The following is a 22,483-nucleotide window of genomic DNA, read 5'->3' as shown; positions in this document are numbered from 1 at the left end:
CATGGGGGACAGGTCATGGGCCGTCTGAATTTCCTGCTGTTGCTGGCTGTACTGGCCAGCGCGCTCTACCTGGTGCAAACCCAGTATGAATCGCGGCGTCTTTATGTGGAACTTGAGAAAGCGGCCGCACAGAGCCGCAAGATTGAAACCGAAAGCGAGCGGCTGCAGGTGGAAAAACGCGCGGAAGCCACACCGCTGAAAATCGAAAAGCTGGCCAGGGATCGGCTGCAGATGCGCACCACCACGCCGGCGATTACCGAGTACGTCAAGTACAAGTCTGCAGCCGATGTGGCGGCCGCTGCCAGCCAGAGGGCGCAGCATGAGTAGGAAAAGCGTTCTTTACACTTCCAGCCCCCTGCTGGCCAGCAAGACCCCGGTCTGGCGCAGCAAGCTCATCGTGGCGCTGATTGCGCTGTCGTTTGCCGGCCTTGCGGTCAGGGCAGCCTATATCCAGGTGTACGCCAACGCATTTTTTCAGCGCCAGGGCCAGGTGCGGTTTGCACGCACGCTGGAACTGCCCGCCAACCGCGGCCGCATCCTGGACCGCAACGGCCTGATCCTGGCGTCCAGTGTGCCGGCCTCCAGCATCTGGGCCATTCCTGAGGACGTCAAGGCCAGTCCCGCCCAGCTGGCCGAGCTGGCCCGGTTGCTGGAAATGCCGCTGGCCGAGCTGAACAAGAAGTTCAGCGACGAGGACAAGACCTTTGTCTGGGTCAAGCGCCAGCTCGATGAGCCGGTCGCGCAGAAGGTCCATTCGCTGGGCATTCCCGGTATTTACCAGCGCAAGGAATACAAGCGAAAATACCCCGAAGGCGAAACCATCGCCCACATCGTCGGTTTTACCAACGTGGAAGACAAGGGGCAGGAAGGCATCGAGCTGACCTTCAACCAGGCGCTGTCGGGCAAGGCGGGTTCGCGGCGCGTCATCAAGGACCGGCTGGGCCGGGTGGTCGAAGGTGTTGGCGAGCAGGTTCCGCCCGTGGACGGCAAGGACATTCAGCTCAGCGTTGACAGCAAGGTCCAGTTCTTCGCTTATCAGAAGCTGCGCGATGCGGTGATTGCGCGCAAGGCGAAGGCCGGCAGTGTGGTGGTGATCGATTCAATCACCGGCGAGGTGCTGGCGCTGGCAAATTACCCCAGCTATGTTCCCGACAAGCGCCAGAACCTGACCGGTGAGCAACTGCGCAACCGGGCCGTGACCGACACCTTCGAGCCCGGTTCGACAATGAAGCCTATCACTGTGGCCATGGCTCTGGAGGCCGGGCGCGTCAAGCCGCAGACGCTGATTGAAACTGGTCCCGGCCGCTTCAGTATTGGCGGCTTCACCATCAGTGATACCCACAACTACGGCACATTGACCGTCGAGGGCGTGATCCAGAAGTCCAGCAACGTGGGCGCACTGAAAATCGCCCAGAAAATGACACCCCACGAAATGTGGGACACCTATGTCGCCCTGGGCTACGGACAAAAGCCGCAGATCGAGTTTCCCGGTGCCGTGTCGGGCCGCCTGCGTCCCTGGAAAACCTGGCGGCCGGTCGAGCAGGCCACCATGGCTTATGGCTACGGGCTGTCGGCATCGCTGTTCCAGATGGCGCATTCCTATACCGCTTTTGCCCACGACGGCCAGATCATTCCAGTCACCATGCTCAAGAAAAATGAGCCAGCGGTCGGCGTCCGGGTGTTTTCTCCCGAGAATGCGCACGCCGTTCGCCGCATGCTCCAGATGGCTGCGGCACCGGGTGGCACCGGCCAGCTGGCGCAGACCGTGGGCTATTCGGTGGGCGGCAAGTCGGGCACGGCGCACAAGCAGGTCGGCAAAGGCTATGCCAGCAACAAATACCGCGCCTGGTTTACCGGCATGGCGCCCATCGAATCGCCACGCATCATCGTCGCGGTCATGATCGACGAGCCCAGTGACGGCAAATACTTTGGCGGCATTGCCGCTGCTCCGGTGTTCAGTGAAGTGGTTCAGCAAACGCTCCGCATGATGGGCGTGCAGCCCGACATGAGCGTGAAGCCGCAAATCATCATGCAAACCGTGGAGGAGTCGTTTTGACCACCGTCCAGCTTCACACCCCTGAACAGGCTGCGCGCTGGCTGCACGAGCGCGTGGCCGGCACGCTGTGGGCCGACAGCCGCAAGGCGGGCAAGGGTGACGGCTTCATCGCATGGCCGGGGGCTGCCACTGACGCACGCCTGTATGTCAAGGCCGCTTTGGCAGCCGGCTCGGCCGCCTGCCTGGTCGAGCACGCGGGCGCTCAGGCTTATGGGTTCAATGATGACCGGGTGGCGACCTATGAAGGTCTGAAGGCCGCCACCGGACTGATCGCTGCCGCTTATTTTGGCGCCCCCAGCAAGCAGCTTGAAATCGTGGCCATCACCGGAACCAATGGCAAAACCTCCACCGCCTGGTGGCTGGCACAGGCACTTGGCCGGCTGGAGCGTCCCTGCGGCCTGGTTGGTACGCTGGGGATCGGCACGCCCGGTGCAATGGTTTCCACTGGAATGACGACGCCAGACCCGGTGCTGCTTCAGCAGCAGTTGCGCCTTTTTGCGGACCACGGTTTTTCAGCCTGCGTGCTGGAAGCGTCTTCGATAGGCATTGAGGAACGGCGGCTGGACGGAACGAAAATTCAGGTTGCGGTGTTCACCAATTTCACCCAGGACCATCTTGATTACCACGCGTCGATGGACGCCTACTGGACCTCCAAGAAAGCGTTGTTCAACTGGCCGGGACTGCGGGCAGCGGTCATCAATATCGACGACCACAAGGGTCTGGAGTTGGCTGATGTGCTGGCATCAACGCCGCTCGACTGCTGGACCGTGTCATGCGTTGGTCCTGCGCGGCTTGAGGCGCAGGCGATCCGGCAGGGCGCGCAGGGTCTGCGCTTCGACGTGGTGGAAGGCGCCGAGCGTCACACAATTTCAACCGTCATGGTGGGCCTGTACAACGTGTCGAATCTGCTGGGTGTCGTGGCCAGCCTGCGGGCGATGGCAATTCCGCTGGCCGATGCGGTCGCTGCCTGCGTGGACCTGCTGCCGGTGCCCGGCCGAACTGAAACCTTGGCGGTGGCCGGCCTGCCGCTGGTTGTCATTGACTATGCGCACACGCCCGATGCGCTGGAAAAAGTGCTGCTGGCGCTCAGGCCGGTGGCGCAGGGCCGAGGCGGCAGACTGTGGTGCGTTTTTGGCTGCGGCGGCGACCGTGACGTCAGCAAGCGGTCCCTGATGGCGACGGCGGCAGAAAAAAATGCAGATCAGCTGGTGTTGACCAGCGACAACCCCAGAAGCGAAAACCCGCTGGTCATCATTGAACAGATGCAACAGGGCCTGGGCCAGCCGCAGGCTGTGCATGCAGAGCCGGACCGGCGTGCCGCCATCGCCCATGCGCTGGCGCTGGCACAAGCACAGGACGTTGTGCTGCTGGCGGGCAAAGGGCATGAAAACTACCAGGAGATCAAGGGTGTAAAGATGGAATTTTCCGACCGCGACCAGGCGCAGGCTGCCCTGAATGCGATAGCGGCAGTGCGCCGGGCAAAGGAGGCCGCATGATGCGCCTGGATCAGATCGCGGCCTGGCTGCCATCGTCCCGGCTGGTGGGCGACGGCCGCGTGGTCCCCTTGCGGATTCATACCGATACGCGGAGCCTGCGGCCGGGCGACCTGTTTGTCGCGCTCAAGGGCGAGCACTTCGATGCGCACGACTTTTTGCCGAAAGCCAGGGCCGAAGGCGCTGTGGCCGCCATTGCACAGCACGGTCTGGCGCAGGCTGGCCTGCCCGGCATCGAAGTCGCCGATACCCGCCAGGCGCTGGGCCAGATCGGCGCCGCCTGGCGTTCGCAGTTCAGCCTGCCGCTGATTGCCGTGACCGGCAGCAATGGGAAAACCACGGTCACGCAGATGATCGCGGCGATTCTGCGGGCCTGGAAACCCGAAGCGGCGTTCGCGACTGAAGGCAACCTCAACAACGACATCGGTGTGCCCCTTACACTGCTGCGCCTGCGGGCTGTGCATGAGGCCGGCGTGGTCGAACTCGGGATGAACCACCCCGGCGAAATTGCCTACCTGGCCGATTTGGTGCGGCCCACGGTGGCGCTGGTCAACAACGCCCAGCGTGAACATCTTGAATTCATGGCTACGGTAGAAGCCGTGGCATTGGAAAACGGCTCGGTGCTGGCGTCGCTGGACGCGTCCGGCACGGCGGTTTTTCCGGCGGACGATGCCTATGTCAATGTCTGGCGGCGTCTGGCGGGCGCACGCCCGGTCATGACGTTTGCGCTGGAGGGGCCGGCAGATGTGACGGGCAGCGCGAAATGGAATGGCGATGGTTGGCAAGTTGATGCCCGCACGCCGTCGGGTCCGCTGGCGTTTGCGCTGCATGTTGCAGGCCGGCACAACGTCAAGAACGCACTGGCGGCCACGGCGTGTGCATTGGCCGCCCGCGTTCCTCCGGTTTTCATCAGTGCCGGCCTTTCAGCGTTCAGGCCGGTCAAGGGGCGTTCGCGCGCCCTGTCGGTCCCGCTGCCAGGACGCACGGTGACGCTGGTGGACGACACCTACAACGCCAATCCCGACTCGATGCAGGCAGCCCTCCAGGTGCTGGCCGAACTGCCCGCCCCGCGCCTGTTGGTCATGGGTGATATGGGCGAAGTTGGCAGTCAGGGGCCGCAGTTCCATGGCGAAGCCGGCCGAAATGCCCGTGCGCTGGGAATCGAAACGCTTTTCACGCTGGGCGAACAATCGCAGGGTGCAGGCGCCGCTTTTGGCGACAGCCGTCATTTCAGCTGCATGGCTGAACTGAGCGCCGCCGTGGTGGAGGAACTGCCGCACGTCGCCAGCGTGCTGGTGAAGGGTTCGCGGTTCATGAAGATGGAGCGCGTGGTCCAGGCGGTCATGGCCGCTGGGAACGATGTTCAAAAAGAAGACAAGAAAGCGCCTCATGCTGCTTAGCCTGGCCCAGTGGCTCCAGACCCTCTCGCCTGACCTGGGATTCCTGCGGGTGTTCCAGTACCTGACCCTGCGCGCCGTGATGGCCGCGCTCACGGCGCTCCTGATTGGCCTGCTGGCCGGCCCGTTCGTGATTCGCCGGCTGATCGCGCTCAAGATCGGACAGCCGATCCGTGAGTACGCGATGCAGACGCACCTGAGCAAAAGCGGCACGCCCACCATGGGCGGTGTGTTGATCCTGATGTCGATCGGCATTTCCACGCTGCTGTGGTTCGACCTGGCCAACCGCTTTGTCTGGATCGTGATGCTCGTCACTCTGGGCTTTGGTGCCATCGGCTGGGTTGATGACTGGCGCAAGGTGGTGCTCAAGGACCCGGAAGGCATGCGGTCGCGCGAAAAATACTTCTGGCAATCCGTCGTCGGCCTGGTGGCCGCGCTCTACCTTGTGTTCAGCATTTCCGAAAGTTCCAACATGCGCGTGCTGGAGCTTTTTGTCAGCTGGGTGCAGTCGGGCTTCGATGTCAACCTGCCACCCAAGGCCGGCCTGCTGGTGCCTTTTGTGAAGGAAGTCAGCTATCCGCTGGGCGTTTTCGGTTTTGTGATCCTGACCTACCTGGTGATTGTCGGCTCCAGCAATGCCGTGAACCTGACCGACGGGCTCGATGGGCTGGCCATCATGCCGGTCGTGATGGTCGGCTCGTCACTGGGCGTGTTCGCGTACGTGACGGGCAGCTCGGTCTATTCCAAATACCTGCTTTTTCCCCACATCCCCGGATCGGGCGAATTACTGATCTTTTGTGCCGCCATGGCGGGCGCGGGGCTGGCCTTCCTGTGGTTCAACACCCATCCGGCGCAGGTCTTCATGGGCGATGTCGGCGCACTGGCGCTGGGCGCGGCGCTGGGCACCATCGCCGTCATCGTGCGCCAGGAAATCGTGCTGGCGATCATGGGCGGGATCTTCGTGGTCGAGGCCCTGTCGGTGATGCTCCAGGTCACCTGGTTCAAGTACACCAAGCGGCGTTACGGCCAGGGGCGGCGACTGCTGCAAATGGCGCCGCTGCACCATCATTTTGAAAAATGCGGCTGGAAGGAAACCCAGGTCGTCGTGCGCTTCTGGATCATCACCATGCTGCTGTGTCTGGTCGGGCTGTCAACGCTGAAACTGAGATGAAAAACCTGGCGCATCAAAACATTTTGATTCTGGGGCTGGGCGCTTCCGGCCTGGCGCTGGCGCGCTGGTGCGCCCGCTGCGGTGCCCGCGTCACCGTGGCCGATACACGTCCTGCACCGCCGCAACTCGCTGCCCTGCAGGCCAGCGTGCCCAACGCCAGGTTCGTCAATGCCGCCATGGACGGCGAACTGCTGGGCGGTGAAAACTTCAACCTGCTGCTGAAAAGCCCGGGCCTGTCGCCCGTCTCCATCAGCGGGGTCGTGGCGGCAGCCCGTGCCCAAGGCATTCCTTGTGGCAACGAACTGAGCCTGTTCGCGCAGGCGCTGGCCGACCTGCAAGAGGACCGGGGCTATACGCCCAGACTCATCGGCATTACCGGCACCAACGGCAAGACCACCGTGACCGCCATGACCGGGCAACTCGTCGAGCGCGCCGGTAAATCGGTAGCGGTCGCAGGCAATATCGGGCCGACGCTGCTCGACACCCTGGCCGAAAAGCTGGATGCCCAGGCAAACGACGAAGCCCTTGCGCTGCCTGAGGTCTGGGTGCTCGAATTGTCCAGTTTCCAGCTCGACGGCGTCACGAATTTCCAGCCTGATGTGGCAACCGTCCTGAACATTTCTCAGGACCACCTCGACTGGCATGAAACCCTGCCCGCCTATATCGCCGCCAAGGCGAATATTTATGGCAGCGCCGGCCTCATGCTGCTGAACCGAGATGACCCGCAGGTGATGGCGGCATTGCCCGCACCCGTCAAGGGCAGGCAAACCCGCAATTACCTGACATTCGGCGGCGACGAGCCGCGGAGGCCGGGCGATTACGGCATCCAGACGGTCAATGGCATGGCGTGGCTGGTACGCGCCGCCGAGGCCGACGAGACCATCAAGCGCCGCAAGGCCGAGGAGCTGGTGCTGCACATCCAGCGCCTGATGCCGCTCGAAGCGCTGCGGATTCGCGGCCGCCACAACGCCACCAATGCACTGGCCGCGCTCGGCCTGGCCGTCGCCGTGGGTTGCCCGCTGGCGCCGATGCTGCATGGCCTGCGCGAATACCGGGGCGAGCCGCACCGCGTGGAGTCGGTGGCTGTGCTGGAGGGCGTGGAATACTTTGACGACAGCAAGGGCACCAATGTCGGCGCCACAGTGGCGGCGCTGGCCGGCCTGGGCGCTGATCGCAAGCTGGTGCTGATCCTGGGCGGCGAAGGCAAGGGCCAGGATTTCTCGCCACTGGCCGACCCGGTGGCGCGTTATGTCCGGGCCGTGGTGCTGATCGGCCGTGATGCGCCGGTGATCCGCGCCGCATTGGCAGGCCGGCAAATCGCACTGCTGGAGGCCGAGTCCATGACGCAAGCGGTCAGCCTGGCCGCCGCGCAGGCGCATGCGGGTGACGCGGTGCTGATGTCGCCCGCCTGCGCCAGTTTTGACATGTTCGACAACTACGAGCACCGCGCACGGGTCTTTTGCGAGGCGGTGCAGGAACTCGCCGTGGAACAGGGAGCCGTGCTGTGACTTCCAAACTGCGTCGTACCGGGTGGTTTTCAGGGTTCGGCAAGGCCGCTTCGGATGCCTTGCCGGTGCGTCTGGGTGGCCGCAGCCTTCCGGTCAATCTTGCAACGCCGGTTCGGCTGGCAGGGCTTGACTGGGCGCTGGTCTGGGTCACCGTGGCCTTGCTGCTGTCCGGCCTGATCATGGTGTATTCGGCCTCGGTGGCTATGCCCGACAACCCCAAGTTTGCGCGTTATGCGCACACTTTTTTCCTGACGCGGCATCTGTTTTCATTGTTGATGGCGTCGATTGCGGCTTATCTGGCATTCCAGATTCCCATGACGACCTGGGAAAAATACGCGCCCTGGCTCTTCATGGGGTCGCTGGTGCTGCTGGTGCTGGTACTGGTTCCCTTCATTGGAAAAGGGGTCAATGGCGCGCGGCGCTGGATTCCGCTGGGCGTCATGAACTTCCAGCCTTCTGAACTGGCGAAATTTGCCGTCCTGCTGTATGCCGCCAACTACATGGTGCGCAAGATGGAAGTGAAGGAACGCTTCTTTCGCGCCGTGCTGCCGATGGCTTTTGCCGTGGGCATCGTCGGCGTGCTGCTGCTGGCCGAGCCCGACATGGGCGCCTTCATGGTGATTTCGGTCATTGCCATGGGCATTCTGTTTCTGGGCGGCGTCAATGCGCGCATGTTCTTCGTGATTTCAGCGGTGGTGGTGGTGGCCTTCGGCATGATGGTGATGTTCAGCGAATGGCGGCGCGAGCGGATCTTTGCCTACATGGACCCGTGGAATGAAAAGTACTCGATGGGCAAGGGCTACCAGCTGTCGCATTCGCTGATTGCCTTTGGCCGGGGGGAAATCTTTGGCGTCGGGCTGGGCGGCAGCATCGAAAAACTGCACTGGCTGCCCGAAGCGCACACCGACTTCCTGATGGCCGTGATTGGCGAGGAATTCGGCCTGATCGGCGTGCTGGTCATCATCGGTTTGTTTCTGTGGATGATCCGCCGCATCATGCACATCGGCCGCCAGTCCATCGCGCTGGACCGGCTGTTTTCCGGACTGGTGGCGCAGGGTGTCGGTATCTGGATGGGGTTTCAGACCTTCATCAACATCGGCGTGAACCTGGGCGCCTTGCCGACCAAGGGCCTGACCTTGCCGCTGATGAGTTATGGCGGCTCTGCCATCGTGATGAACCTGATTGCGCTGGCGGTCGTGCTGCGCATCGACTACGAAAACCGCGTGCTGATGCGCGGAGGCCGCGTATGAAGCCCCAGCGCTGCGCCTTGGTGATGGCTGGTGGCACCGGCGGCCATATCTTCCCGGGTCTCGCCGTGGCCGAGGCCTTGCGCGCGGATGGCTGGCGCGTGCACTGGCTCGGTGGCAAGGGCAGCGCAGATCGCCCCAGCATGGAAAGCCAGCTGGTGCCGCCGCGCGGCTTTGCCTTCGAGTCGATTGATTTTTCGGGCGTCCGCGGCAAGGGGCCGGTGACCCTGGCCTTGCTGCCGCTGCGCCTGCTCAAGGCCTTCTGGCAAAGCGTGCAGGTCATCCGCCGCGTCAAGCCCGATGTGGTGGTCGGCCTGGGTGGCTACATCGCCTTTCCGGCCGGCATGATGAGCGTGCTGCTGGGCAAGCCACTGATCCTGCACGAACAAAATTCCGTGGCCGGCCTGGTCAACAAGCTGCTGGCCCGCGTGGCCGACCGCGTCTTCACCGCTTTTCCCCGGGTGCTGAAAAATGCCGAATGGGTCGGTAATCCGCTGCGCCCGGCCTTTACCCGGCAACCCGATCCGGCCGTGCGCTTTGCGCAGCGGCGCGGGCCCCTCAAGGTGCTGGTGGTGGGAGGCAGTTTGGGCGCGACGGCGCTGAACGAACTGGTTCCCAAGGCGCTGGCACTGATTCCGGCGGCACTGCGCCCCTGCGTCACGCACCAGAGCGGCGCCCGCCAGCTCGAAGCGCTGCGCGCCAATTACCAGGCCGCCGGCGTGGACGCTGAACTCACGCCTTTCATCGAGGACACTGCCCAGGCCTTTGCCGATGCCGACCTGATCATCTGCCGTGCTGGCGCCAGCACGGTGACCGAAATTGCCGCTGTCGGCGCTGCGGCGCTGTTTGTACCCTTTCCGTCTGCGGTGGATGACCACCAGACCGCCAATGCGAAATTTTTGGTTACCAATGGCGGTGGCTGGCTGGTGCAACAACATGACCTGACCCCTTCAATTCTTGCGATAATGCTACAAAAAACAGAGCGACTTGCGCTTGTCCAGTCTGCGCTACAAGCCAAAAACATGCAAAAAATAGATGCCACGACCCATCTTGTCGCCGCCTGCGAGGAGCTTGCGCGATGAAGCACGCCATCAAGCACATCCATTTCATCGGCATCGGCGGCGCGGGCATGTCCGGAATTGCCGAAGTCCTGCACAACCTGGGGTATGTGATTTCCGGCTCCGACCTGTCCGACAGCAGCACGCTTCAGCGTCTGGGCGGACTCGGCATCCAGACCTTTGTCGGCCATGCCGCCGACAATTTGGTCAATGTCGATGCGGTGGTGACCTCCACGGCGGTGCATGCCGACAACCCCGAGGTGCTGGCCGCGCGCGAAAAACACATTCCGGTCGTGCCGCGCGCGCTGATGCTGGCCGAACTGATGCGCCTCAAGCAGGGCATCGCCATTGCCGGCACCCACGGCAAGACCACCACCACCAGCCTGGTGGCCTGCGTGCTGGCCGAAGGCGGACTCGACCCGACCTTCGTGATTGGCGGCAAGCTCAACAGCGCCGGCGCCAATGCCAAGCTGGGCTCGGGCGACTACATCGTGGTCGAAGCCGACGAATCGGACGCGTCCTTCCTGAACCTGCTGCCGGTGATGGCGGTGGTCACGAACATCGACGCCGACCACATGGAAACCTACGGGCACGATTTTGGCAACCTGAAAAAGGCCTTTGTCGATTTCCTGCACCGCATGCCGTTCTACGGCACGGCGGTCCTGTGCACCGACGACCCGGTGGTCCGTGACATCGTGCCGCAGATGTCCTGCCCCATCACCAGCTATGGCTTGAACGAGAACGCCCAGGTGCGCGCCGTGAACGTGCGCGCTGTCGGTGCGCAAATGCATTTCACAGCGCAGCGCCGCAACGGCGTGCAACTGCCCGATCTGGAGGTGGTGTTGAACCTGGCCGGCCAGCACAACGTGCTCAATGCCCTGGCTGCCATTGCGATTGCGGTGGAACTCAATGTGCCCGACGCCGCCGTGCAAAAGGCGCTTGCGGGTTTCACCGGCGTGGGCCGGCGCTTCCAGCGCTACGGCGACCTGCCCGCCAGGGACGGTGGCCAGTTCACGCTGATCGAGGACTACGGTCACCATCCGGTTGAAGTGGCGGCCACCCTGTCGGCGGCGCGCGGCGCTTTTCCGGGGCGGCGGCTGGTGCTGGCGTTCCAGCCGCACCGCTACACCCGCACCCGCGACTGTTTCGAGGATTTCGTCAGGATCATCAGCAGCCATGCCGACGCGGTCCTGCTGGCCGAGGTCTATGCCGCGGGCGAATCGCCCATCGTCGCGGCCGACGGCCGCTCGCTGGCGCGCGCGCTGCGCGTGGCCGGCAAGGTTGAGCCGGTCTTCGTGGACGCCATCGCGGCCATGCCCCAGGCCATACTGGATGTGGCGCGGGGCGGCGATGTGGTCATGTGCATGGGCGCCGGCTCCATCGGGCAGGTGCCTGCCGGGGTCGTCGCCATGCTTGAGCGCCAGGAACTCAAGGTGCTGGAAGGGCAATGCGCATGAACGCCCGTCCTTCGAGCTTCGGCAAGGTCGCCGTCCTGATGGGCGGGCGCTCCGCCGAGCGTGAAATCTCGCTGATGTCGGGGCAGGGCGTGCTGCAGGCGCTGCGCTCGCAGGGTGTCGATGCCCATGCCTTCGACCCGGCCGAACGTGATCTGGGCGACTTGAAGAAAGAGGGCTTTGCCCGTTGCTTCATCGCGCTGCATGGCCGCTTCGGCGAAGACGGCACGGTGCAGGGCGCGCTGGAACTGCTCGGCATTCCCTATACCGGTTCGGGCGTCATGGCGTCGAGCATGGCCATCGACAAGGTCATGACCAAGCGCGTGCTGCTGTCCGAAAACCTGCCTACGCCACGCTATGTCCTGCTGCGCCGGGGCGGGTACGGTCCGGCAGAGGTCGATGCGGTGGCCGACATGCTCGGCCTGCCGCTGATCGTCAAGCCGGCGCGCGAAGGCTCGTCGCTGGGGCTGACCAAGGTCACGGAGCGCGACGGCATGGCAGCGGCCGTGGCGCTGGCCGAAAAGATGGATGCCGACATCCTGTGCGAGCAGTTCGTCAGCGGCGACGAGGTGACCTGTCCGGTGCTTGGCACCGGCGCGCAGGCGCGGGCGCTGCCGGTCATCCGCATCGTTGCCCCCGAGGGCAATTACGACTACCAGAACAAGTATTTCACCGACACCACGCAGTACCTGGTGCCCTGCGGCTTGCCGGCCGGCGAAGAGCAGGCCATCCAGCAACTCGTGCTGCAGGCTTTTCGCACGCTGAACTGCCGCGGCTGGGCGCGCGCCGACGTGATGATCGACCAGGCGACGCGCAAGCCCTACCTGCTGGAAATCAACACCTCGCCCGGCATGACCGGGCATTCGCTGGTGCCCATGTCCGCGCGCGCAGCCGGTATTTCCTACGAAGCCTTGTGCGTCCAGGTGCTTGAAACCGCCGCGCTTGATTGCCAGCCCCAGGACGGAACACAGCCGTGAGCCGCACCACCATGCCACTGCCAGCCACCCTGCCGCCGGACGTCAGGCTCATGAACACCGTGTCGGTGCTCCTGGGCCTGGTGTTTGGCGCCATGGTGCTGGCGCTGGGCATGGCCTGGCTGGTACGCCAGCCCGCCTTCAACCTCAGCGCCATACGCGTCGGTGGCGACCTGACGCACAACAATGCCGTCACCCTGCGCGCCAATGTGGCGCCCAAGGTGGCCGGCAACTTCCTGACGGTGGACCTCGAATCCACGCGCGCCGCCTTTGAGTCCGTTCCCTGGGTTCGTCGGGCGGTGGTGCAACGCGAATTTCCCAACAGGCTCAGGGTGGTGCTGCTCGAACACAAGGCCGTCGCCTACTGGGGCACCGAGGCCGAGGCCCGGCTGGTCAACACCCAGGGCGAGGTGTTCGATGCCAATCCGGGCGATGTCGAAAACGAGGAACTGCCGCTGCTGAGCGGCCCCAAGGGCCAGGCGCCGCAGGTACTGCAGGCCTACCACGAGATGCTTCCGCTGTTTGAAGAGATGGATGCGGTACTGGAGCAATTGCAGCTGAACGAGGTTGGAAACTGGCGCGTGCAGCTTGACAGCGGCGCGGTGATCGAACTTGGCCACGGCTCGCGGGCGGAAGTCCAGGCGCGTGCCCGGCGTTTCGTCGACACCGTGACGCAGATGTCGTCCCGCTTCGGCCGCGATGTTGAGTCTGCCGACCTGCGCTATGCCACCGGCTATGCGCTCAAACTCAGGGGCGTCACCACCGGCGAGATCGCTGACAAAGACGACAAGAAAAAGAAAAGGTGAATGAATGGCCAAGGAATATAAAGATCTGGTGGTGGGGCTGGACATCGGAACGAGCAAGATCATGGTCGTGGTGGCCGAGGTCATGCCCGGCGGCGAGCTCAAGCTGGCCGGCCTCGGAATTGCCGCCAGCCAGGGGCTCAAGCGCGGCGTGGTGGTCAACATCGACGCCACGGTCCACAGCATCCAGCAGGCGCTGAAAGAGGCCGAACTCATGGCCGACTGCAAGATCGGCCGTGTCTTTACCGGCATCACCGGCAGCCATATCCGCGGCATCAATTCCAGTGGCATGGTGGCCGTCAAGGACAAGGAAGTCACCCAGGCCGATGTCACCCGCGTGATTGAAACTGCCAAGGCCATCAACATTTCCACCGACCAGCGCCTGCTGCTGGTCGAGCCGCAGGAGTTCGTGATCGACGGCCAGGATGTGCGCGAGCCCATCGGCATGAGCGGCCTGCGCCTCGAAGCCAAGGTACACATCGTGACCGGCGCGCAAAGCGCGGCCGAGAACATCATCAAGTGCGTGCGCCGCTGCGGTCTCGATGTGGACCAGCTGATGCTCAATCCGCTGGCGTCCAGCCTGTCGGTGCTGACGCCGGACGAGCAGGAGCTTGGCGTGGCGATGGTCGACATCGGCGCCGGCACCACCGACGTGGCCATCTTCACCGGCGGCGCCATCCGGCACACTGCCGTGATCCCTATTGCCGGAGACCTGATCACCAGCGACATCGCCATGGCGCTGCGCACGCCGACCAAGGACGCTGAAGACATCAAGGTGGAAAACGGCTGCGCCAAGCAGTTGCTCGCCGACCCCGACACCCAGGTCGAGGTGCCAGGCCTGGGCGACCGCGTCCCCCGCATGCTCAGCAAGCAGGCGCTGGCCGGCGTGATCGAGCCGCGCGTCGAGGAAATCTATTTGCTGGTCCAGCAGGCGATCCGCGAGTCGGGCTACGAGGAAGTGCTGTCCTCGGGCATCGTCATCACCGGCGGCAGCGCCATGATGCCCGGCATGATCGAACTGGGCGAAGACATTTTTCTCAAGCCGGTGCGGCGCGGCCTGCCACGCTATTCCGGCGCCCTGTCGGACATGGTCGCCCAGACCCGGGCCGCAACCGTCATGGGACTGCTCGAAGAAGCGCGGCTGGCGCGCATGCGCGGCTTCAAGGTGGCGCAGAAGGCCGGCAGCGTGCACAGCGCCTTTGGCCGCGTCAAAGACTGGTTCGTGGGGAATTTTTGATGACACGTCTGTCCAGATTTTTCGGTCGCCCCTGGCGCCGAACCCATTCGGGAGGCGCTGATCCACCGGCCTGACCCGCCATGTTTCGCAAAAAAATTGATATGTATTCACCCACCCGATTTACCCCAACAGGAGGCTCCCCATGAGTATCGAAATGATTGAAATCCAGGAATTCAACCAAGGCACGCAGATCAAGGTGATTGGCGTCGGCGGCGGCGGCGGCAATGCCGTCGGTCACATGATCCAGTGCGGCGTGCAGGGCGTTGAATTCATCTGCGCCAACACCGACGCGCAGGCTCTCAACCGTGGCACCGCGCACAAGAACATCCAGCTGGGCGCCAGCGGCCTGGGTGCCGGCAGCAAGCCTGAAAAAGGCCGCGAAGCGGCCGAACTGGCGGTGGACGACATCCGCAGTGCCATCAGCGGCGCGCACATGCTGTTCATCACTGCCGGCATGGGCGGCGGCACCGGCACCGGTGCAGCGCCGGTGATTGCCCGCGTGGCCAAGGAAATGGGCATCCTGACGGTCGGGGTGGTGACCAAGCCCTTCGACTTCGAGGGCGGACGCCGCATGACCAATGCCGACCAGGGCCTGGCCGAACTCGAAGCCAATGTCGATTCGCTGATCGTCGTGCTGAACGAAAAGCTGCTCGAAGTGCTGGGCGATGACGTGACACAGGACGAGGCGTTCGCGCATGCCAACGACGTGCTGAAAAACGCTGTCGGCGGCATTGCCGAGATCATCAATGTTCCCGGCCATGTCAACGTCGACTTCGAGGACGTGCGCACCGTCATGGGCGAGCCCGGCAAGGCCATGATGGGAACGGCCCGTGCCAACGGCCCCGACCGCGCCCGCATCGCCGCCGAGCAGGCCGTGGCCTGCCCGCTGCTCGAAGGCATCGACCTGTCCGGCGCCAAGGGCGTGCTGGTGCTGATTTCGGCCGCCAAGGGTTCGCTCAAGCTGAACGAGTCCAAGCTGGCGATGAACACCGTGCGCGCCTACGCATCGCCCGATGCGCATGTGATCTACGGCACCGCCTACGACGACGAACTGGGTGACGACATCCGCGTCACCGTGGTGGCCACCGGCCTGAGCCGCCAGGAAGTGCGCAGCAATGTCGCGCCGCTGCAGGTGCTGCGCGGTGCCGGCCAGAATGCCGCTGGCGTGCAGGGCCTGAAGCAACCCGACTACGGCAACATGGCCCGGCCCAACGTGTGGGGTAACAACCGCATCCAGGCGGCTGCGAAGGTCGATGCGCTGGCATCGGGCGGCATGGACGACTTCGAGATTCCTGCCTTTTTGCGCCGTCAGGCGGACTGATCCTGCCTGCGCCTGTACCTGCCAGCCATGGCGGGCCGGGGCGCATGGCCTGCGGCCTGACAGGCTGCGGCTGTTGCACGCCAGCCTGCTGCATGGGCTTGGCGGGCCGGGCAGCGATGCTGCGCGCCTGACAATTTAAAATACGACATGCTCGCTCAAAGAACCCTCAAATCCCTGACACGGGCGGTCGGTGTCGGGCTGCACAGCGGCCAGCGGGTCGAGTTGACCCTGCGGCCGGCGCCGCCCGACAGCGGCATCGTGTTCCGGCGCGTCGATCTTCCACAGCCGGTGGACATCGTCATCTCGCCCGAAGCCGTCACCGACACCCGGCTGGCATCGACGATTTCCAGCGGCAGTACCAAGGTGCTGACGGTCGAGCACCTGATGTCGGCCTGCGCGGGACTGGGCATTGACAACCTGGTCATCGACATCACAGCTGAAGAGGTGCCCATCCTGGACGGCTCGGCATCATCGTTTGTGTTCCTGCTGCAATCCGCCGGCATTGCATTGCAGCCGGCGCCCAAGCGCTTCGTGCGCATCCTCAAGCCGGTCGAGGTGCGCGAAGGCGAGGGTGCGAATGTCAAATGGGCGCGCCTGAGCCCCTACGAAGGCTACAAGCTGAGCTTCGAGATCGATTTTGACCACCCGGCTGTCGATTCGACCGGCCAGCGCGTCGACTTCGATATGGGCAGCGGCGCCTACAGCCGTGACATTGCCCGCGCGCGCACCTTCGGCTTCACCAAGGATGTCGAGATGATGCGGGCCAACGGCCTGGCGCTCGGCGGCGGGCTGGACAATGCCATCGTCATGGATGACTACAAGGTGCTCAATGCCGAAGGGTTGCGCTACAACGACGAATTCGTCAAGCACAAGATCCTCGACGCCATGGGCGACCTGTATTTGCTGGGCAAGCCGCTGCTGGCCGCCTACAGCGCTTTTCGCTCGGGCCATGCCATGAACAACAAGTTGTTGCGCGAGTTGCTGGCGCATCCCGATGCCTACGAGATCGCCACGTTCGACGACGAAAAAAGCGCGCCCAAGGGGTTCGCCACCCTGGCGCGCGCCTGGTAGCGCATTTCTTCACCATCCGGAGTCCAGGCCATGCTGCTTTTTCGAGGGATGCTCTTGCTGGCGCTGCTGACATCGCTGGTGTGCTTCATGCTCTACGCCGGCACCGGGCAACTGCGCTTCAGGCACTATGGCTGGGTGGTGCTGAAGTGGGCATTGATAGCCGCTTTCGGATTTTTCGCCGTGCTCATCATGGAGCGGGTGGGGTAGGGGTCATCGGCTGCGTCCGGCGCGGTAAAGTCCGCCCATCTTGCCGCTGGCTTCGCTGGCCTTCGCCAGCCGCGCCATCGCCGCGCCCACATGCGCATGCGTGATGGCCAGCCCCAGGGCATCGGCGGCATCCTTTCCGGGCAGCGACGGCAGCTTCAAGAGGCGCATGACCATTTCCTGCACCTCCGCCTTGCCGGCCTTGCCGTAGCCGGCGACTGCCTTTTTCATCTGCAGCGCGGTGTATTCGGCCACCGGCAGGTCGGTGGACACCAGCGCCGTGATGCACGCGCCGCGCGCCTGGCCGAGCAGCAGCGTAGCCTGCGGGTTGACGTTGACAAACACGATCTCGACCGACGCGGATTCGGGCTGGTAGCGCTGCACCACCTCGCGAACGCCGTCGAACAGCACCTTCAGCCGGCCCGGCAAGTCCTTTTTGTCCAGGTGCGCGGTCTTGATGGTGCCGCTGGCGACATAGCGCAGGTGCGGGCCGTCCATGTCCACCACGCCAAAGCCGGTGATCAGCAAGCCCGGATCGATTCCCAATATATGCATTGCTATGATTAAAGGAGCTGCCTATGCCCGCAGGTATTGCGAAAGGGCACGAAATGACTCGTAAAAAAGAAAAATTCAGTGCTCATGGCAGTTCCACCCCGCCCATGCGCGCCGCGATGGTCCGGGCGCGCGACGCCAGGTAGCCCGAGCCGGTGTGGGTTTCAAAATACTTGGGCCGGGGCAGCATCACCGCCAGCCGGGCCGACTCGATGGCGCTCAGGCGCGCGGCTGGCTTGCGGTAATAGTGCTGGGCGGCGGCCTCGGCGCCAAAAACGCCTTCGCCCCATTCGACATTGTTGAGGTAAATCTCCAGGATGCGCTGCTTGCTCAGCAGCGCTTCGAGCATCAGCGTCAGCAGCAGTTCCTGGCCCTTGCGCAGCAGCGTGCGTTCGCCCGACAAAAACAGGTTCTTGGCGAGCTGCTGGGTGATGGTCGAGCCGCCGATGATTTTGGGTGGCTTGACCAGGGGCACTTTCGACTTGCCCTCGGCCTGCCGGCTGAGGGATTGCGCGGCACGTTCCTCGGCCTGGGCATTTTTCTCCCAGGCCTTTTCCAGCGCGTCCATGTCAAGCCCTTCGTGCAGCAAGAAACTGGCGTCTTCCGAGGCGATGATGGCGCGCTTGAGGTGGCTTGAGATTTCCGCGTAAGGCACCCACTGCTGGCGCCATTTGAGTGTGCCGGTGCTGCGGGCTATTCCCCAGGCTTCCGAGCGCTGGAAGGCGGTCGATTCCGGGTTGACGAAGCGCATCAGCGCAATGCGCCCCGCAAAATACAGCTGCAGGGCCAGGCCGGCCAGCAAGGCCAGGAGCAGCAGGCGCCCAAAGGCTTTCATGCCAGCCGCACCGGCTCACCGGCATGGACCAGCGCGAATCTGCTGCCGGCCATCGGGTTGCCAGGCGCGGAGAAATGCGATACGGCAGCGTGATCGCTGATCATGAAAGCATCTTTTCCATTTGGACTGTTGTTCAATGCAGGCGCCGCGCCGAGGCTCAGCGATCAGTCAGCTTCGTTTCCAGGCTGTCATCGCGCCCGAAATTGAAGCTCGACACCACCACGATCTGGTCGGCCTGGCTGCGCATGGCTTCGCTGAACGGCTCGAAAGGCCCGCTGCCCTGCACCAGGCTTTGCGCCCAGCGGTCAAGCGTCGGGTTGCCCGAGCCTTGCACCACTTCGGTCGTCAACACCTGACCGTCGGCATTGACCGTCATCGTCATGGTCAGCTCGCCATACAGTTTTTTCCCGGCCCGTTGCGGAAAGTTCAGCGTCCCCTTTTTCTCGATCCTGCGGCGCATCGCATCGTAATACACCGCATAGACTGCTTCGCGGGTCGAGGGGCTGATGTAGCGCCTGGACGGCTGGGCGCTGTCTTCGTTGATGCTTTTTTCAATTTCCGCGAGCAGCTTGACCAGTTGGCGGCGCTTTTCTTCCTGCTCGGTTTGCGCGCGCAGGCTGGACGGCATGCTCAGGTCGGGCGGCGGCAGCGCGGCCAGTTCCTTGCGGGTCTGCAGCAGCAGTTGGGCCTGCTGCTCCTTGAGCGACCGGACCTGGCGGCGTTCGTTTTCATCTTCCTGCGCGTCGCCGGTTTTCGCCGTCAGCGAAGGCGGCAACGGGGAGGTCGGCCGGCCGCTGTCAAGCGCGCCGCCGCCGGCCAGCGAAGCCTGCGCAATGGCTTTGGCGTTTGCATCGGGTGCGTCGCTGGACTTGGCATTCACCAGGATCACCTCCAGCGGCGTGTCCTGGAAGACGCGGTTGAAGCGCTCCGGATCGACAATCCGCACCGCCAGCAACGCGGCGTGCGCGGCCAGCGAAATGCCCAGCGCCACCTGAAGCGTGCTGGGCGACCGGGATTTCCCCGGCGGCCGGCCAGGTTTCAGCATGAAGGCACGATGCCGGGGGCCGGCCATCGGTGGCGCGCTGGACATCGGGGCGGCTTCAGGCGGCCGCAGCGGGAGCCGGTTCGGCATCCGCCTGCGCCTCGTTCATGTCAACGGCAATCGAAATCGGACCGGCGGCGATTTCGTCTTCGCCGTCTTCGCTGGCGTCGCTGTCCTGCGCCTCGGCTGAAGTTTCCGCAACCGTGTCGAGCCGCTCGATGACGGTGCCGGCGATGTCCAGCGTGATCTCGTCAATCGCGCCGAGCCTGATGCGCACCCGGGCGCCGCGCGGCAGGCCTTGCGCGCCCAGGGCGGCCAGAACCAGCGGCAGATCGTCGGCGCGCACCAGGTTGTCCTTGAAACTGGTCGCCGTCAGTTCGGTGATGCCGTTTTGCTCCAGGTATTTCAGCGTCCAGTAGCGCTCGATGCCGGACTGGAAGCCGTTGTAGGCGCTGTAGGCCGCGTCAAAGCACGAAATCACCGAAAACAGATCGGCATCCTTGGGCTTGAAGGGCGCGACCAGCGCGGCGCTACGGCCGTGTTTGGTGACGGCAATGATCTGCCACTGGTTCACCAGATCGGTGTAGCGGCGCAACGGCGAGGTGCTCCAGGCATAGCTTTTCACGCCGAGGCCGGCATGCGGCAGCGCCTTGGTGCCCATGCGCACCTTCACGCCCGGCGCCATGCTGGCCTGGCTGCGGTAAATGCCCGGAACGCCATGCTCGGCCAGCCACTGGCCCCAGGTGCTGTTGGCCAGGATCATCGCCTCGGCGACGATCAGGTCGAGCGGCGCGCCGCGCTGGCGGGTGCTGATGCTGACGCGCTCGTCGCCCTGCGGCTCGCCGCCCATTGGATTGTCGAGCTTGAAGTTGTAGTCGGGCCGGTTGAAGTTCTCGGGCTTGCCGCGAACGATTTCGCGCTGGCCTTTCAGGTGCCGGGCCAGTCGGTGCAGGAAGGTCATCTCCACGCCCCAGGGCACATCGACCGGCGCGGTCACTTGTGCGGCTTCAAAGAAGGCTTCGTTGAACACGTTGTCGAGCGCGTCGTGGCGCAGGTTGCTGACGATGGGCACCTGTTCCAGCCGGGTCACGCTGGCGGTGATGTCCAGCGTGGCTTCGTCCATCGTGATGTAGAGCGACAGGGCAGGGCAGTTGCGGCCTTCCTGCAGCGTGTAGGCCTGCACCACGTCGTCGGGCAGCATGGTCAGTTTGTAGCCGGGCATGTACACGGTGGACATGCGCGCGCGGCCGATGGCGTCAATCGGGCCGCCTGGCAGCACCGCCAGGCCGGGCGCGGCGATGTGAACGCCCAGCGTGACCGTGCCGCTGCCCAGGCCTTGCACCGACAGCGCATCGTCGATCTCGGTGGTGCTGGAGTCGTCGATGGAAAAGGCGCGGACATCGGCCAGCGGCAGCTCGTCCTTGATCGGCGGCGCCTGCAACTCCGGAAAGCGCGTGCCCTTGGGGAAGTTCTCGAACAAAAAGCGCTTCCAGTGGAACTGGTAGGGCGAGGCGATGGCGCCGGCTTTTTGCAGCAAGTCGAGCGGCGCGGTATGCGTGGCGCGGGAAGCATCGACCACCGCCTTGTACTCGGCGCTGTTCTTGTCGGGCTTGAAGAGGATCTTGTAGAGCTGCTCGCGGATCGGCGCCGGGCACTGGCCCTGTCCCAGTTCGTCGGCCCAGCTGGCAATCTGCGCCGTGATCTGTTTTTTCTTTTCGATGGCAGCGAGCGCCTGCTGCAGGATTTCGGGCGGCGCTTTTTTGAAGCGGCCCTTGCCGGCGCGGCGGAAGTAATGCGGCGCGTCGTACAGGCGGAACAGCGCGGCGGCCTGTTGCTCGGCCGAGGCGGCTTTGGTGGCGTCGGCACTGAAGTAGTCGCGCGCCAGTTCGGCAAAACCGAATTCCTCGTCGCTGGCGAATTCCCAGGCCAGGTCCAGGTCGATTTCTTCAATCAATCGCTGGCCGGCGGCAATGAACTCGGCCGGCGCGGGTTTCTCGAACTTCAGTAGGGCGTTGGCCGCCTTGACCTTGACGCGCTTGCCCGAGTCAAGCTCCACCTGCAACGAACTGTCCGCTTCCGACAAAATCCGGCCGGCCAGGAACTTGCCGGTTTCTTCAAACAATACAAACACAACAAAATCCTTTGGCCTGGGTGGAGCGGGGTGATGGCCCTTGCGGGGCGTGCGGCTGGCAGCCGACGACCCCCAAGTCCGACAGGCTGCTAGTGTAATCAGGCAGCGCCTGGCCCGAGACAAGCCGGCACTGGTTTCAGGCCAGGCCCAGGAAGTCCAGGACGGCCGGCAGGTGCGCGTCGAAGTCGCTCAGCGCATGGTCGCCGCCTTCCAGCATCCGCAGGCGGGCGCCCGCATAGCGCGCCGCCATCTCGTGCCAGTCCAGCACTTCGTCGCCCTTGGCGATGATGGCCAGGTAGTGGTGCGGAATTGTCAAAGGCCCGGCCTGCAGTGCGCGCAGTTCATCGACAAAGCGCGCTTCAAAGAAAAAATGCTCGTCGGGGTTTTGCCAGGTGGTCTGCTCGCCGATGTAGCGGACCAGGTCGCGCGCAGGATCGACCGCCGGGTTCAGCAGCACCGCCTTGCAGCCCATGCGTTCGGCCACCGCCGTCGCATAGAACCCGCCCAGCGACGAGCCGATGACCGCCATCGATCCAGCCGGCCAGTCTGCAAGGCCTTTTTCCAGCATCGCCATGGCGCACTGCGGCGAAGGCGGCAACTGCGGACACCACCAGCGTACCGCCGGGTGGTGCGCAGCCATCAGGGCGGCCATTTTTTGGGCCTTTGCCGATTGGGGCGAGGAGCGAAAGCCGTGCAGGTAAAGCAGGTGGGTGATGGGCATGGACCCATGGTAAACGCCCGGCTGCAGGCGCAGGACGCTCTGGTGCCAATGTCTTTCATTTTTCGCATTAAAAACGTTGTTTGCGCAGGCGATACGGGCATATTTAGCTATTATTTAGAGCCAATTGCACAATTCTGCGTCATAGGTTCAGAAGACTGGTTTTTCGTAAAAGCCAAGCTGGATGCGATCGAACTGAAGAGTTTTTCGA

At 63.9% G+C, this 22,483-nt stretch carries 21 protein-coding genes; 16 read left to right on the top strand and 5 right to left on the bottom strand.

Annotated features, from left to right (window positions below):
• Positions 1-15: 15 nt before the first annotated feature.
• From ftsL to GZ092_RS14940, 15 genes are all read left to right on the top strand, one after another.
• Positions 16-327: a cell division protein FtsL gene (gene ftsL / locus GZ092_RS15010; protein WP_293637563.1), complete on the top strand. Its 312-nt coding sequence runs from the start codon at positions 16-18 to the stop codon at positions 325-327.
• Positions 320-2,056, top strand: a complete 1,737-nt coding sequence (locus GZ092_RS15005) for a penicillin-binding protein 2 (protein ID WP_293637562.1) — start codon at positions 320-322, stop codon at positions 2,054-2,056. Before ftsL ends, GZ092_RS15005 begins: the two co-directional genes overlap by 8 nt.
• Entirely contained in the window at positions 2,053-3,552 is a 1,500-nt protein-coding gene (locus tag GZ092_RS15000; protein ID WP_293637561.1) for a UDP-N-acetylmuramoyl-L-alanyl-D-glutamate--2,6-diaminopimelate ligase, read from the top strand. The genes GZ092_RS15005 and GZ092_RS15000 overlap by 4 nt, the downstream gene beginning before the upstream one ends.
• On the top strand, positions 3,549-4,949 hold the full coding sequence (gene murF / locus GZ092_RS14995) for a UDP-N-acetylmuramoyl-tripeptide--D-alanyl-D-alanine ligase (RefSeq protein ID WP_293637560.1): 1,401 nt from the start codon (positions 3,549-3,551) through the stop codon (positions 4,947-4,949). The genes GZ092_RS15000 and murF overlap by 4 nt, the downstream gene beginning before the upstream one ends.
• Positions 4,939-6,117, top strand: coding sequence for a phospho-N-acetylmuramoyl-pentapeptide-transferase (gene mraY, locus GZ092_RS14990; RefSeq protein WP_293637559.1), 1,179 nt, complete (start codon positions 4,939-4,941; stop codon positions 6,115-6,117). Before murF ends, mraY begins: the two co-directional genes overlap by 11 nt.
• Positions 6,114-7,625 carry a UDP-N-acetylmuramoyl-L-alanine--D-glutamate ligase gene (gene murD, locus GZ092_RS14985; RefSeq protein WP_293637558.1) on the top strand — a complete coding sequence of 504 codons (1,512 nt, stop codon included), beginning with the start codon at positions 6,114-6,116 and terminating at the stop codon, positions 7,623-7,625. Before mraY ends, murD begins: the two co-directional genes overlap by 4 nt.
• 8 nt (positions 7,626-7,633) lie before the next feature.
• Complete coding sequence (ftsW, locus tag GZ092_RS14980; protein WP_293637599.1) at positions 7,634-8,875, top strand: putative lipid II flippase FtsW; 1,242 nt, start codon at positions 7,634-7,636, stop codon at positions 8,873-8,875.
• Positions 8,872-9,954, top strand: coding sequence for an undecaprenyldiphospho-muramoylpentapeptide beta-N-acetylglucosaminyltransferase (gene murG / locus GZ092_RS14975; protein WP_293637556.1), 1,083 nt, complete (start codon positions 8,872-8,874; stop codon positions 9,952-9,954). Before ftsW ends, murG begins: the two co-directional genes overlap by 4 nt.
• Positions 9,951-11,387, top strand: coding sequence for a UDP-N-acetylmuramate--L-alanine ligase (murC, locus tag GZ092_RS14970; protein WP_293637554.1), 1,437 nt, complete (start codon positions 9,951-9,953; stop codon positions 11,385-11,387). Before murG ends, murC begins: the two co-directional genes overlap by 4 nt.
• Positions 11,384-12,361: a D-alanine--D-alanine ligase gene (locus tag GZ092_RS14965; RefSeq protein WP_293637552.1), complete on the top strand. Its 978-nt coding sequence runs from the start codon at positions 11,384-11,386 to the stop codon at positions 12,359-12,361. Before murC ends, GZ092_RS14965 begins: the two co-directional genes overlap by 4 nt.
• Before the next feature lie 11 nt (positions 12,362-12,372).
• Positions 12,373-13,164, top strand: coding sequence for a cell division protein FtsQ/DivIB (locus GZ092_RS14960; protein ID WP_293637598.1), 792 nt, complete (start codon positions 12,373-12,375; stop codon positions 13,162-13,164).
• Between the two features lie 4 nt (positions 13,165-13,168).
• On the top strand, positions 13,169-14,398 hold the full coding sequence (ftsA, locus tag GZ092_RS14955; protein ID WP_293637550.1) for a cell division protein FtsA: 1,230 nt from the start codon (positions 13,169-13,171) through the stop codon (positions 14,396-14,398).
• Between the two features lie 142 nt (positions 14,399-14,540).
• The gene (gene ftsZ, locus GZ092_RS14950) at positions 14,541-15,719 is read left to right on the top strand and encodes a cell division protein FtsZ (protein ID WP_293637549.1); all 1,179 of its coding nucleotides are present in this window, start codon (positions 14,541-14,543) and stop codon (positions 15,717-15,719) included.
• Positions 15,720-15,866: 147 nt separating this feature from the next.
• Positions 15,867-16,790 carry a UDP-3-O-acyl-N-acetylglucosamine deacetylase gene (lpxC, locus tag GZ092_RS14945; RefSeq protein ID WP_293637547.1) on the top strand — a complete coding sequence of 308 codons (924 nt, stop codon included), beginning with the start codon at positions 15,867-15,869 and terminating at the stop codon, positions 16,788-16,790.
• A 30-nt stretch (positions 16,791-16,820) separates the two neighbouring features.
• The gene (locus GZ092_RS14940; protein ID WP_293637545.1) at positions 16,821-16,997 is read left to right on the top strand and encodes a hypothetical protein; all 177 of its coding nucleotides are present in this window, start codon (positions 16,821-16,823) and stop codon (positions 16,995-16,997) included.
• Between the two features lie 3 nt (positions 16,998-17,000).
• On the opposite strand, the gene ruvC is transcribed toward GZ092_RS14940, so the two are convergent.
• The 5 genes from ruvC to GZ092_RS14915 form a co-directional block, all read right to left on the bottom strand.
• Positions 17,001-17,549 carry a crossover junction endodeoxyribonuclease RuvC gene (ruvC, locus tag GZ092_RS14935; protein WP_293637543.1) on the bottom strand — a complete coding sequence of 183 codons (549 nt, stop codon included), beginning with the start codon at positions 17,547-17,549 and terminating at the stop codon, positions 17,001-17,003.
• Between the two features lie 82 nt (positions 17,550-17,631).
• A complete protein-coding gene (locus GZ092_RS14930; protein WP_293637541.1) occupies positions 17,632-18,381 on the bottom strand; it encodes a transglycosylase domain-containing protein in 750 nt (249 codons plus the stop codon).
• A 157-nt stretch (positions 18,382-18,538) separates the two neighbouring features.
• Positions 18,539-19,426, bottom strand: a complete 888-nt coding sequence (locus GZ092_RS14925; RefSeq protein ID WP_293637596.1) for a TonB family protein — start codon at positions 19,424-19,426, stop codon at positions 18,539-18,541.
• A gap of 55 nt (positions 19,427-19,481) precedes the next feature.
• Positions 19,482-21,554 (bottom strand): RNB domain-containing ribonuclease, encoded by a 2,073-nt coding sequence (locus tag GZ092_RS14920; RefSeq protein ID WP_293637539.1) that lies wholly within the window; start codon positions 21,552-21,554, stop codon positions 19,482-19,484.
• A 136-nt stretch (positions 21,555-21,690) separates the two neighbouring features.
• Positions 21,691-22,275: a YqiA/YcfP family alpha/beta fold hydrolase gene (locus GZ092_RS14915; protein ID WP_293637537.1), complete on the bottom strand. Its 585-nt coding sequence runs from the start codon at positions 22,273-22,275 to the stop codon at positions 21,691-21,693.
• Positions 22,276-22,281: 6 nt separating this feature from the next.
• Between GZ092_RS14915 and GZ092_RS14910 the strand changes: the two genes are divergently transcribed.
• Positions 22,282-22,483 (top strand): hypothetical protein (locus tag GZ092_RS14910; RefSeq protein WP_293637535.1); only part of this gene is annotated, 202 nt, incomplete at its 3' end.

The sequence above is a fragment of the Polaromonas sp. genome, assembly GCF_010365105.1.
Taxonomy (GTDB): Bacteria; Pseudomonadota; Gammaproteobacteria; order Burkholderiales; family Burkholderiaceae_C; genus Polaromonas.
This window is presented reverse-complemented; position numbering and strand designations above follow the sequence as displayed.

Bases quoted from the DNA above. Each gene is read 5' to 3' on its own strand.
- lpxC (WP_293637547.1), top strand. From the start codon at position 15,867: ATGCTCGCTCAAAGAACCCTCAAATCCCTGACACGGGCGGTCGGTGTC.
- mraY (WP_293637559.1), top strand. From the start codon at position 4,939: ATGCTGCTTAGCCTGGCCCAGTGGCTCCAGACCCTCTCGCCTGACCTG.
- murG (WP_293637556.1), top strand. From the start codon at position 8,872: ATGAAGCCCCAGCGCTGCGCCTTGGTGATGGCTGGTGGCACCGGCGGC.
- ftsZ (WP_293637549.1), top strand. From the start codon at position 14,541: ATGAGTATCGAAATGATTGAAATCCAGGAATTCAACCAAGGCACGCAG.
- murF (WP_293637560.1), top strand. From the start codon at position 3,549: ATGATGCGCCTGGATCAGATCGCGGCCTGGCTGCCATCGTCCCGGCTG.
- murD (WP_293637558.1), top strand. From the start codon at position 6,114: ATGAAAAACCTGGCGCATCAAAACATTTTGATTCTGGGGCTGGGCGCT.
- GZ092_RS15005 (WP_293637562.1), top strand. From the start codon at position 320: ATGAGTAGGAAAAGCGTTCTTTACACTTCCAGCCCCCTGCTGGCCAGC.
- GZ092_RS14930 (WP_293637541.1), bottom strand. From the start codon at position 18,381: ATGAAAGCCTTTGGGCGCCTGCTGCTCCTGGCCTTGCTGGCCGGCCTG.
- GZ092_RS14940 (WP_293637545.1), top strand. From the start codon at position 16,821: ATGCTGCTTTTTCGAGGGATGCTCTTGCTGGCGCTGCTGACATCGCTG.
- GZ092_RS14960 (WP_293637598.1), top strand. From the start codon at position 12,373: ATGCCACTGCCAGCCACCCTGCCGCCGGACGTCAGGCTCATGAACACC.
- GZ092_RS14925 (WP_293637596.1), bottom strand. From the start codon at position 19,426: ATGCTGAAACCTGGCCGGCCGCCGGGGAAATCCCGGTCGCCCAGCACG.
- ftsA (WP_293637550.1), top strand. From the start codon at position 13,169: ATGGCCAAGGAATATAAAGATCTGGTGGTGGGGCTGGACATCGGAACG.
- GZ092_RS14915 (WP_293637537.1), bottom strand. From the start codon at position 22,275: ATGCCCATCACCCACCTGCTTTACCTGCACGGCTTTCGCTCCTCGCCC.
- GZ092_RS14965 (WP_293637552.1), top strand. From the start codon at position 11,384: ATGAACGCCCGTCCTTCGAGCTTCGGCAAGGTCGCCGTCCTGATGGGC.
- murC (WP_293637554.1), top strand. From the start codon at position 9,951: ATGAAGCACGCCATCAAGCACATCCATTTCATCGGCATCGGCGGCGCG.
- ftsL (WP_293637563.1), top strand. From the start codon at position 16: ATGGGCCGTCTGAATTTCCTGCTGTTGCTGGCTGTACTGGCCAGCGCG.
- ruvC (WP_293637543.1), bottom strand. From the start codon at position 17,549: ATGCATATATTGGGAATCGATCCGGGCTTGCTGATCACCGGCTTTGGC.